Consider the following 11401-nt stretch of genomic DNA (forward strand, 5'->3'; position numbering starts at 1 on the left):
GCAAGCCTGCCAAAGCAAGCCTACTGGAAATTAACAACGACTTGTAATTGCGCATTAACCGTACCTGGCGTCACAGTCTGCCCACTGAGGGCCTCTAATGATGCGGTAAAATCACCGGTATAGGTGTTTACCGCCCCCGTCGACGTCAGGCTGGTAAGATCCTGATACGCATACCAGCCGCGCGAGTTTCCCGTACCGGTTGTGCTTCTGTCGGGTAACAAATTGATTGCCGCCCCGCTCCGGTTAAGGATTTTTATACCCACGCCAGAAGCCACGCCGCTGTTACCGTAATGCGAATCCAGTAGCCAGGTTAGCCCCCCACCGCTGGTCACCAGCCCCAGCCCTTGCGCAGCACTGACAGCAACGGGCTGGTTGACCAAAAATCCCATGGCCACGTTTGCCTTGCTGGCCGTGGACGTGGCGGTACCGGAAACCGCGCCTGACTCGCACTCGAGGCTGACCGAGAACGGAGCCTGGCTGTTACCTCCGGCCTGCAACGCGGCGGAGCTGACAGTGGGTAAAAGCACAACGGCGGGATAGTCTTTAACCTGACATAGTGCGCCACGGACGTAGGTCACGGTATTGTAGGTACTCCATGCGCCGGGCCAGTTTGTATACCAGCCATAATAATAAATCGCGCTATCCTGGCCCACCACGATCGAATTGGATGCCAGCCCAGGGCCCTTAAAGGCAATATAGCCTCGCGGTTGGGTATAGGCATCTTTATAGTAATTGCTGGCGTTAAGATAATAGGTGGTGGATGAGATCTTATACATCTCATACAGCACATTGCTGAATGCGCTGGCTGGAATGTAAATATAGGTTCCATCCTGATACCAGTCTGCCGAGGTGATTTGTCTTTGCTTCCAGTAGCGGCTGTAGTATTCCCCGGTGCTGAGATTGGTCATTCTTACCGCAACGTTTTTTGCGACATCATAATACGCCCCCTCAATTTCAGCGGAGGCATACATGCCGGTATAGGCGTTATCGCCGTTGGTGGCATACATTTCATATAAACTTCCGGCGTCGGCCAGGGTACAGCGAAACAGAATTTGATTACTGGTATAGGTTTTATTCGTCGCTGCCGTTAAAAAATTGCCCACCGCACTGGCAAGCAACGTCCCCGACGGCTGAAAGTTAGTGCCGCTGTTGATGTTGATTACCGCCGGCAGCCCAATATTGCCGTGGCAGGTATCACAGGCACCCGACCAGTCGGCGGCAGTATACCCTGCCGCGATGGCCATGCTGGAGAGTGATGACGTGCTGGTCACCCTGATGCAGTTTGCCCACGCGGGCTGGCTTATCAGCAATAACAGCCCCAGCACCAGAAAATGTTTTAACCGGTCCTGCATGTTAATTCTCCTTTTCACATATCTGGCTCAGGTAAACCAACGGCTCTGCGTTTCGCCCGGTAATTTGATACGGCACACGGCAGCGCTGGTCGCGCGCTTTGCCCCATTTCACGCGCAACACGCCGGAGGCTTCCGGGACGCGGGCATAAATCTGGCCGCCCTGCCCCACCATGCCAATCAATGTTCCCTCGGCATCCCGCACCTCCGCCCCCATTGGCGGTCGTTCTCCGTCACGGGTATTGAGGGTGATGAGAACGGCTTTGCCTTTCAGCGTGGCAAAGTCCACCCGAACCACTGCCCCCGCATAGGGCACGACGCGCTGACTTCCACCTTTCAGTTCGGCATCTGCCATCATATTGCGCGAGTCCAGGCTGACGTTGTTGCTACGGTAAGGGGAAAGCGACGGTAGAATGGCGTAGCCAAACGCGTCAATAGTCGCCCCCTGCCCGTTCTGCACGCGCGCCCCCTGGGCACCATCGGCGTGTACCAGTGCGAACGTGTCGCTGGTATACGGCCCGAGCGTTAATCCTCCCGGATGTAGCACCAGTGTTCCGGATGCACCAAGCCCTGCCTGCCGGTAGTTATCCCCCTGGTCATAGCTGGCCTGCACGGACCCCACGCGGGTATTTTCCTGAACGTTTCCACCAAACGTCGTGGCGTTACCGCTGCTCCCATCCCGATAACGTTCATATCCGCCGTACAGGGAATACGATCTGTCACGACCGTCCCCTGCCGTGCCGGTTAACGATACGGTCGAGGAGCGGCTGGCGCGCGACTGGTTGTAGTTGTAAGCCGCCGACGCCAGGTTGCTGCCCCAGTCCAGAGGGACCGACACGTTGAAGGAGACGGTATTTTCGGTGTATTTCTCTTTTGAACTGTCATCAACCGGCTCGCGGGTGCTGGTATAAAAGCGCCCGTAGTCCCAGCGCGTCCGTTGTCTGGCTACGTTCATCCCATAGCTAATCCGTCGCCACTGATTGCTGTAGCCCAGCTGCAGCTGGGTCATACGCGACTGATTGCTATAGTAATCCGCCGTGCTGGCACTCAAATTAAGTACCCCCCAGCTTCCCATCGGCTGGCTGACCGTCGCTGTCAGTCGATTGCGCTGATGCAGGGTGTCTGAATAGTACTCCGTACCACTTTTCTGCTGGCGGCGAACGCCCAGCACATCCTCCAGATCGCGATAACCACTCGTCGAATAGCGGTATGCGGCAAGCACAAGGTTAGTGCCTGCCGTAAACGTCTTGCTGTAGCTGATTTCTGCACGCCATCCCTGCTGCCGCTCATCATTTTCAACCAGGGCATCAGACCAGGTGGCATTCAGACCAATTGCACCGATATCTGTCGCCAGCACGCCCCCTGCCAGCAAAGCCGTGTAATCCTTTGCCATGCGCAGGCCGAGGTTGCTGGTGACTTCATTGCTCAGCCCTCGCTGTAACACGCCTTCCATGAAGGTGTTTTCAATACTGTAGTACTGACGAACGCGTCCGAATGAGAGGCCGTATTGCCAGTTGCCCGGGCGTACGGAATCAGGCACAGCGGAATAAGGCACCGTAAACCGGGATGTTTTCCCGCTGGCCTCAATGACCTCAACCTCAAGATCCCCCTGGCTGCGGGTGTTATATAAGTCATTGATAACGAATGGTCCCGGCGGAACGTTGGTTTCATAAATGACGTTATTTAGCTGCTTTATCACCACGTGCGCGCTGCTGGATGCCACGCCCCTGACTTCCGGAGCATAGCCCCTCTTCCCCTGTGGCCACATGCGTTCATCGGTTGCCAGTTTCACCCCATTGAACGAGAGGCTGCCAAAGAGGCTGCTGTCGGTATAGTTATCACCCAACGCCAGCACGCTATCGATCGGTTCGATGGGACGCTGTACCCAGGTTCGAACGGCGTTATAACTCGAATCGCTTCCGCTTATGCTGCTGTCCGCATAGCGCAGGTTTCCCTGATGTCGAACCTGCCACAGCCCAAGGTTGGTTCCGGCATTGATGCCGCTCCACAAATAGTGATAGCGGTAGCGAGTGTCTGTATTTTCCGTGAACGTGTAACGGGTGTTGTGCCGCAAAAAGATCGCCGCCATACCCGCATCCCATTCACTCACCGGAATATAACCGCGAGGCGTGTGCTGGAGTTCCGTCATCGGAATAGCCAGCTGAAGGCGCAGTGAGGCCTGGTCAAACTGCCAGGTCGCATGTTCCGCCCACTCACTCAAAAGGCGGCACGCTGTCTCCTCACCGCGGTCTGCTGCTTTCAGTTTTGCGGCCTGCATGAGCGATTTGCCCAGACAGGGTTCAGGATCGCGACCATCCGCTTTAGCGCGAAAGATGATCTTTTCTTCGCTTTTCACCAGCGTATTGTTGACGTATACATCCACCAGATAACGTCCGGGTGCGACCTGATGCCGGTTAAACTGCTCCAGATCCATGCCCCAGGACGAGCCCTGCAGCAGTGAAGAGTCAAAAACATATTCTTTCGCCTGCACCAGCCCCGTGCAGCTCAATGAGATACACAGCGCCAGCAGATTGCGTCGAAACTCAGGGGTACGAGACAGGATAGTGCCCATTGATCCGTGCTCCCTGATCGTTGACAAGCCAAACCCTGACCGTACCGTTTCCCGCGGTTTTGGTTTTCCAGTTGTTAAACCAAAACGTCTGACGATCGAAAGGCGCTACCGTATCAGCTGTGAGGGTATGCTTTTTCTCACCCGCCTCAGCCTCAATGAGGGTTAATGACGCATACCACGGCTGCGGGTTCTCTATCGAAATGCCATACCCCTTTTGCGCATCGAAAGTGGCGTTGACCCGTAGCCCTTTCAGCTGATTTTTTGGGGTACCAATGCCCGCTGGCCGGTAAATCACTTTTACCCGTGTACGCAGCATGACCAGCATTTTGTTCTGCCCTTTTTCACTTTCGAGATTCGAGGGTGGAACCTGGAGCGCATTGAACCAGTACAGGGATTCCCGATCCTGGGGTAAATCGCGCGCGCCGGTATGGGTCACGCGGATAACTTGTCCCGCTTTCGCCTGAATTCGAAACACGGGAGGGGTCGTCAGAAAAGGGATTTTCGCGCCCTCAGCCGGAGTCGCGTTAACATCGCCTTCGTCAAACCAGGTTTGAATCACGTAAGGAATGTCATCATTATTCTTGAGCTGCACGTCAACGGATGAGGCCCCGGCAGGATAAATAATCCGGCTGCCCAGTATCGTGACGCTTGCGGAGGCGGTGTTTGCCAGCATCAGTACACATATCAAATAAGTCAGGTACTGAGCGATACGCTTAAGATGTGCGCTTATCATTATTAACAACTCCCGGGCCGAATAAACCTGGTGTGGCGAGACCCTGACGGCAATGAGCTGAGTGGAATGTGCACGTTTGCATCCTGCAAAACGTGCACACGTTAGTTCCAGTGCGGCCTGTTACTGATAGGAAACGGCGTATTGCAGCGTGGCCTCAACCGTACCCGCCGTCGCCGCTGCGTTGGCGTAATACTGTGCGGTATAGGTAGCGGAGGCGTCCGTCTGGTTCGCGGCCAGCTTGAGATCGCCATTACCGGTAAAGCCATTGCTCAGGTTCACAACGGCGTTGGCGGTATCCAGGATCTGGACTTCAACGTTCTTCGCGGTGCCGGTGTTGCCAAGGTTGCCGTTAGACGTCACCTGATTACCGACAAACACCGTCGAGATTTTCGTTTCCCCACTGGCGTTGCCCGTGCAGCCGCTTACCCCGATATCAAACGTGACCGGTCCCGCGGTATCACCGCTGGCGGCAAGATCGGAGGCGCTGACCGTTGGCAATAACACCACCGGAGAAGCGCTGTTACCGTTTACGGCAACTGAGCAGGTTTCATCCGTCACTTCCCCCTGGAATGTGATTGTGTTGTCTGACGCAGCAAAAGCCCCACCAGAGACCAGTGACGATCCCAGAACTAACGCAATAATATTTTTCTTGTTCATAACGCTTATTCCTGTTTTATCAATTGAACCGATAATGAAAACTTCCTTTTTTACAGACAAACCGGTCATATGAAATTGAACGCCAAATAAAGGCGAACGCGTAAACCCTGCCCGGTAAGTTGCAGGAATAAATCTATACGAAAATTCTTATAACAAAAATAATTAACTATTAAATCGCAAATCTTAAGCTTATAATCCTGCCAAATGGGGTAATTTAATGTCTCATTAAGCTTTTTATGCCAGCCACATCATAATTGCAGTGATTACTTATGCGCCAGCGCGTGAGAAAAAAAGAAATTATGTTTTTCACAAGATTATGAACGAGAAAAGGCTGTTGACTGCCTGGGGAAAATAAACCGGTATTCAGGAGAAAGGATAAATTCCCGGTGAATACCGGGAAAATAACAGGACAATGCGCTCAGCGTGGTGGCAATAAGCCCCAGCATATCTCCGCTTTGCCGTCACTCATCATGCCGCAGCGCATGAAATAGAGACGCGAGAGATTAGAAGAATACGTTTTGAACGAACTGCTTTTGATGATCAGGACATACTCATTACTCTTACAGACGGGGTTAAGCTGTATCGCAAAATCCATCACGACTTTCTTTATGTCAGGATTGTTTATACTGTCCAGCGCCTGTTCAGACATCATGACCTTACAGGAGCCTGCATTTCCCATATAAATCTCATTACGTTCAACGGGCTTACTGGCAACCCAGAATCCTGCTGCCCCGCCCAGCGCCACAACAGATAAAAAAAGCACCAGCTGATTGAATATTCCTGTTTTCATCGTGCGCCAGCGTGATACTTCACTCGTGCTGCTTTCGGCAGTTTGGCCTTTTAGTAAACGTCCGCTGGCATTATTAGCGGTTTCGGAAGGGGCCTCCATGATCACGTCAATCGGCTCTGAGCATTTTTCGATGTCAACGTGCTGATGCAGCATAAAGCCTATTTTGGGTACGGTGACAATCACCTCCTCATCCATGCCAAGATTCTTCATAATCTTACGTAACTTGCTTACGCACTGGTTAAGGTTATTGTTGCTGGAAACCATGCCATAGTCGTCCCAGACTTTCTTAAATATTACTTCCCTTTTTATTGCCTCGCCCTTATGGGCGATGAGCAACAATAAAAGTCTCTTCGTGGGATTCGAGATTTGAATCAACTCATCCTGAGAACCTTCGAGGCCCAGCGTACTCATATCTGAGTCAAAAATTATCTGCTTATTCATTATAAATTTCATATGCATAAACTCTTGTTAAGTAAGTTTTCCTCCGGGCATGCGCGAAATGGCACCTGGACGCGTTACCTCGCATGGGTACGTGACGCAGATCATTTTTAATATTTTAATTTTGTTAAGTTTATTTTTTTTGCGAAGTCCAGGATACATTACGCAATGCAGGCTCCATAGTCAGAATTTTGTACTGCATCACACGTAACTAATCGCATCATTTACTTAAAAAGACAAAAATTTAATATTTTAATCTTGAAAAATAAAAATAAATTTTAATCTTCTTACCCGGTTCTCTTTTAACAATCAGGAATAGTCAGGATTATTAAATTCAGAAAGGGGCCCGTCTGCAACGCTAAATGTAGACTCAACACCGTCCTCATGAAAATAAAAAACACAAATAATCAACAAGTTAAGTAAAGTGATAATTATTTTGATATGTGCCATGACTCACCATTGAGGTAAGAAAAAACTGAAAACGCCATTAAAAATTGATCTAAATCAAATTTTAATGAGATTTATGCTTAAAAAGCACATCATAAATACAATCCAGACATCAAATCGCTCATTCGCATCAACAAAGCTGTCGAAAAATCAGTCGGGTATAAATAAAGATCGCCTTTATACCCACAATATTACTCTGACTTTTAACGTTTTGGCTCTTGTGGGACCAGGTGATTAAAAATAGCGCACATACGCTTTCATGGCCGGTTAAATATTTACAATTCTTTCTGACTTTTTTAATTACACTAATTAGCAGACGGACTGCCTTAACCCAAAAACAACAAATGATGAACAAGGTATAAACAGTCGCAGAAAAACATTAAATGGGTCGATAAAAGGCATCCAGTCCAGTATAAAAAACTATTTTCACACTGTTTGCAAAGTTTAAGCCCATTAAATAAAGGCAGAGATATAGAATTAATCACCAATAAAACACTTATTCACGTCGTCATGAAACGTTTTACTATTCGACTGCAGCCCATAATGTCACTCACTACGGGACAACTCTGTGGATATGAGGTGCTATCTGAGCCTCCCGCTGAGGTCAATATTGCAGAGTGGTTTGAACAGTGTTCTTCCGCCCAACTCCTGCAGTTAAGAAAGTGGCAGCTCAGCACGCTTGAAAGCCAACAAATCACCGTAAAGCTCTTTGTTAACCTCACTACAGCTATTCTCGCCAGCGAAGCGGGGGCCGCGGCGCTTCTGCAAGGCCCTTTACCGGGGGTTGTTGAGCTTCAGGATCCAATGGCAATCGCCCGTCTTGACGCGTCGAGGCTCGCATTACTGGATGAAAATCTCCGGCGGCTTCGGCATGCCGGTATGGAGGTCTGGCTCGATGATTATCTCAGCGACTATGGCAGTACGCTTGCCGATAGCGGGTTGGTATTTGATGGGGTGAAACTCGACTGCGCTGCGTTTCAGCAGTATCGCAACGATAGCGCGGGTTTAGCGCACCTGATCGCTGAAGCACGTCGTTTCGGAACGTTCGTCCTTGCTGAAGGGGTTGAGAGCCAGGGTGACATCAGAACGGCTACGCTGGCGGGGGCCGATCTGGCGCAGGGTTTTTACTGGCCGGAGAAAAAAATCCATGCGGTTCAAGCCGTCAAGGGCCAAATGCGCAATGTCACATAACCGTAAGAGCAAAATGCCGCCCTCGTTTCGTAACCATCTCATCAAACAGTTGTTAACTTATTGTAAACGATAGCTATCCAGCTACGCCGTTCGGGATTGATGCATGTCACGCATCAGCTTATGTGCAATTTGCGCTTATAAAATGCTCCTCACTGATCCAGTTTTCAGAAACAGACGGACAACACGTCAATAATAAACTGGAGACTACGATGATTTCCTCACCCTCACCTGCAACCGTTCGCGCAAGAGCGGGCGCGATACTTCGCGTCACCTCCGGCAACTTCCTTGAGCAATTCGACTTCTTCCTGTTCGGGTTTTATGCCACCTACATTGCGCATACCTTCTTCCCGGCGAGCAGTGAATTTGCCTCGCTGATGATGACCTTCGCCGTCTTCGGTGCAGGTTTCCTGATGCGCCCTGTCGGCGCCATTGTTCTCGGGGCGTATATCGACAAGGTTGGCCGCCGCAAAGGGCTGATCGTCACGCTGTCGATAATGGCGGCGGGCACCTTCCTGATCGTGCTGATCCCTTCCTATGAAAGTATCGGTCTGTGGGCGCCGCTGCTGGTGCTGGTGGGACGGCTGCTGCAGGGCTTTTCCGCCGGGGCGGAGCTTGGCGGTGTGTCGGTCTATCTGGCTGAAATCGCCACGCCGGGCCGCAAAGGTTTTTATACCAGCTGGCAGTCCGGCAGCCAGCAGGTTGCCATTATGGTCGCCGCGGCGATGGGCTTTGCTCTGAACGCGCTGATGGAAGAGAGCGCCATTCGCGAATGGGGCTGGCGCATACCGTTCCTGTTTGGCTGTTTAATCGTGCCGTTTATCTTTTTCCTGCGCCGTAAGCTTGAAGAGACCGAAGCGTTCCGCGCGCGCCGCCACACGCTGGCGATGCGTCAGGTGTTTACCACCCTGCTGGCGAACTGGCCGGTTGTGGTTGCGGGCATGCTGATGGTGGCGATGACCACCACCGCGTTCTATCTGATTACCGTCTATGCGCCGACCTTCGGCAAAAAAGTGCTGATGTTGAGTGCCTCTGACAGCCTGCTGGTCACGCTGCTGGTAGCGATTTCTAACTTCATCTGGCTGCCGGTGGGCGGCGCGCTGTCGGATCGCTTCGGACGCAAACCGGTACTGATTGCCATGACCCTGCTGGCGCTGGCGACCAGCTATCCGGCCCTGACGCTGCTGGCGAGCGCCCCCAGCTTCTCCATGATGCTGAGCGTGCTGCTGTGGCTCTCCTTCCTTTATGGCCTGTATAACGGGGCGATGATCCCGGCCCTGACGGAGATCATGCCCGTCGAAGTGCGTGTGGCCGGTTTCTCGCTGGCATACAGTCTCGCTACCGCTGTCTTCGGCGGGTTTACGCCAGTCATTTCGACGGCCCTGATTGAGTACACCGGCGATAAAGCCTCGCCTGGGTACTGGATGAGCTTCGCAGCGGTCTGCGCCATGCTGGCAACGCTCTATCTCTACCGTCGCAGCGCGCTGCGTCTGCAAACTGCCCGTTAATTAATAGAGGATGATATGTACAAAATTATGCGTTCCGGACTGACCGGGCTGGTATTGCTGGCGACCAGCGCTGCAACGCTGGCCCAGGAGGTGACGGTGATGATCTCGGGCGGTTTTAAAGCCGCCCTCGAAAAGCTCGCGCCGGAGTATGAAGCCAAAAGCGGCGATCGCATCGTGTTAATCCCGGGTCCGTCGATGGGACAAACGCCGCAGGCGATCCCCAACCGCCTGGCGCGCGGCGAAAAAGCGGACGTGGTGATTATGGTCGGGGATGCGCTGGCACATCTGGCGAAGGACGGGAGGGTCCAGGACGGGTCGCGCGTTGAGCTGGCGGATTCCCCCGTCGGCGTGGTGGTCAAAGCCGGATCGCCGGTACCGGATATCGCCACGGATGCCACCCTGCGCCAGACCCTGCTCAGGGCACATTCCATCGCCTACTCCGACAGCGCCAGCGGCCGGTATGTGCAAACTCAGCTGTTCAAAAAGCTGGGGATTGAAGAGCAGATTGCGGGAAAAGCGCACAAGGTGGAGCGGATCCCAGTCGCGTCGGAGGTGGCAAAAGGGAAATATGACATCGGATTCCAGCAGGTGAGCGAGCTGCTGCCCGTTCCGGGCGTGACATTTGTCGGCAAGCTGCCGGATAATCTGCAGTATATTACCCGTTTTGCCGGTGCGGTGACGGCCCATGCGGACCACCCGACGGAGGCGAAAGCGCTGCTGGATTACCTCGCGTCAGACAGCGCGCAGCAGACCATCACCGCCACCGGGATGATCCCCTTCGTTACGCCGCGCGATAGCGCGCGGTAATCAGCGTTTCCAGCTCGGCGGCAATCCATGACTGAATGCGCCCGCTGCGCCGTATTAGCCCGACAGTGCGCTTCACTTCGGGCTCGATCAGCGGGATATGCGTCAGAATCGAATGTTCAGCATGCGGCATTGACATCGCGGGGACGGCAGCAATGCCAATCCCCGCCTCTACCATCCCCAGCATCGTGGTGACGTGGCGCGTTTCGCAGATCCCCGGGCGCGCAGGCTTAATGTGGCCAAGCATCTGGTCGAGCAGGTTGCGGTTCCCCGAGGTAATATCCAGGCTGATATAATCCTGCTGATAAAACGCCTCCCAGGTCAGACTCTTAGACCCCGCTAGCGGATGATCGCGACGGCACGCGGCGACGTACACATCCTCCACCAGCGGAATGAACGTGATATCCGGCTGCAGGCTTCTCGCGAAACAGATCCCAAAATCCGCCTGACCGCTGGCCACGGCCTCAATAACATTCCCCGCGCTGCTGTCGATAAGCTTAATGCGCACGCGCGGATAGCGGCTCTGGAACTGGCGGATGACCTCGGGCATAAAATGACAGGCGGCCGAAGGCACGGTAGCGACGGTAATCAGACCGGTACGTTCCTCGCTCACCCTGTCGATATCGGCCAGCATTGATTCCACGTTTTCCAGAAGCTGCCCGCAGCGCCCGGCAAAGGTTTGCCCGAACAGCGTCAGCGTTACGCGGCGGGTGGTTCTGTCGAACAGTTTAGCCCCCACCGCCGCCTCCAGCTTTTCGATGCGGCGGCTTAAGGCTGACTGCGAAATGCAGATAGATTCCGCCGCGATGCGGAAATTCCCGTATTCCACCAGGGCTCTGAAGGCATAAAGATCGTTGAGATCGAAATTGACGGGCATACGTTCTGGCAATCCTTAGCGCTTTCTGGAAAGTAGAA

At 53.1% G+C, this 11401-nt stretch carries 9 protein-coding genes; 3 read left to right on the forward strand and 6 right to left on the reverse strand.

Features of this window, described 5'->3' with window-relative positions; all coding sequences use genetic code 11:
- Positions 1-20: 20 nt before the first annotated feature.
- The 5 genes from stbD to MX657_RS14290 form a co-directional block, all read right to left on the reverse strand.
- Positions 21-1352: a fimbrial usher protein StbD gene (stbD, locus tag MX657_RS14270; RefSeq protein WP_080329551.1), complete on the reverse strand. Its 1332-nt coding sequence runs from the start codon at positions 1350-1352 to the stop codon at positions 21-23.
- 1 nt (position 1353) lies between these two features.
- On the reverse strand, positions 1354-3909 hold the full coding sequence (locus MX657_RS14275; protein ID WP_429844938.1) for a fimbrial outer membrane usher protein: 2556 nt from the start codon (positions 3907-3909) through the stop codon (positions 1354-1356).
- Complete coding sequence (locus MX657_RS14280) at positions 3893-4654, reverse strand: fimbria/pilus periplasmic chaperone (RefSeq protein WP_346806010.1); 762 nt, start codon at positions 4652-4654, stop codon at positions 3893-3895. Before MX657_RS14280 ends, MX657_RS14275 begins: the two co-directional genes overlap by 17 nt.
- A 120-nt stretch (positions 4655-4774) precedes the next feature.
- Positions 4775-5311 (reverse strand): fimbrial protein, encoded by a 537-nt coding sequence (locus MX657_RS14285; protein WP_025760222.1) that lies wholly within the window; start codon positions 5309-5311, stop codon positions 4775-4777.
- Between the two features lie 418 nt (positions 5312-5729).
- Positions 5730-6542 (reverse strand): winged helix-turn-helix domain-containing protein, encoded by an 813-nt coding sequence (locus tag MX657_RS14290; RefSeq protein WP_346806011.1) that lies wholly within the window; start codon positions 6540-6542, stop codon positions 5730-5732.
- Positions 6543-7529: 987 nt separating this feature from the next.
- On the opposite strand from MX657_RS14290, the gene MX657_RS14295 reads away from it, so the two are divergent.
- The 3 genes from MX657_RS14295 to MX657_RS14305 all read left to right on the forward strand — a co-directional run bounded on the left by MX657_RS14295 (position 7530) and on the right by MX657_RS14305 (position 10489).
- Positions 7530-8177: an EAL domain-containing protein gene (locus MX657_RS14295; protein ID WP_346806012.1), complete on the forward strand. Its 648-nt coding sequence runs from the start codon at positions 7530-7532 to the stop codon at positions 8175-8177.
- A gap of 209 nt (positions 8178-8386) precedes the next feature.
- Positions 8387-9682: an MFS transporter gene (locus MX657_RS14300; protein ID WP_080329556.1), complete on the forward strand. Its 1296-nt coding sequence runs from the start codon at positions 8387-8389 to the stop codon at positions 9680-9682.
- A 15-nt stretch (positions 9683-9697) separates the two neighbouring features.
- Positions 9698-10489, forward strand: a complete 792-nt coding sequence (locus MX657_RS14305; RefSeq protein WP_346806013.1) for a substrate-binding domain-containing protein — start codon at positions 9698-9700, stop codon at positions 10487-10489.
- Here MX657_RS14305 and MX657_RS14310 read toward each other — a convergent pair.
- Positions 10464-11363: a LysR family transcriptional regulator gene (locus MX657_RS14310; protein ID WP_346806014.1), complete on the reverse strand. Its 900-nt coding sequence runs from the start codon at positions 11361-11363 to the stop codon at positions 10464-10466. The two genes, MX657_RS14305 and MX657_RS14310, sit on opposite strands and share 26 nt — an antisense overlap.
- Positions 11364-11401 lie beyond the last annotated feature (38 nt).

This window comes from Enterobacter chuandaensis, from assembly GCF_039718975.1.
Taxonomy (GTDB): Bacteria; Pseudomonadota; Gammaproteobacteria; order Enterobacterales; family Enterobacteriaceae; genus Enterobacter; species Enterobacter chuandaensis.

Coding starts and splice junctions, on each gene's coding strand:
- MX657_RS14300 (WP_080329556.1), top strand. CDS start 8,387: ATGATTTCCTCACCCTCACCTGCAACCGTTCGCGCAAGAGCGGGCGCG.
- MX657_RS14295 (WP_346806012.1), top strand. CDS start 7,530: ATGTCACTCACTACGGGACAACTCTGTGGATATGAGGTGCTATCTGAG.
- stbD (WP_080329551.1), bottom strand. CDS start 1,352: ATGCAGGACCGGTTAAAACATTTTCTGGTGCTGGGGCTGTTATTGCTG.
- MX657_RS14305 (WP_346806013.1), top strand. CDS start 9,698: ATGTACAAAATTATGCGTTCCGGACTGACCGGGCTGGTATTGCTGGCG.
- MX657_RS14290 (WP_346806011.1), bottom strand. CDS start 6,542: ATGAATAAGCAGATAATTTTTGACTCAGATATGAGTACGCTGGGCCTC.
- MX657_RS14280 (WP_346806010.1), bottom strand. CDS start 4,654: ATGATAAGCGCACATCTTAAGCGTATCGCTCAGTACCTGACTTATTTG.
- MX657_RS14310 (WP_346806014.1), bottom strand. CDS start 11,363: ATGCCCGTCAATTTCGATCTCAACGATCTTTATGCCTTCAGAGCCCTG.
- MX657_RS14285 (WP_025760222.1), bottom strand. CDS start 5,311: ATGAACAAGAAAAATATTATTGCGTTAGTTCTGGGATCGTCACTGGTC.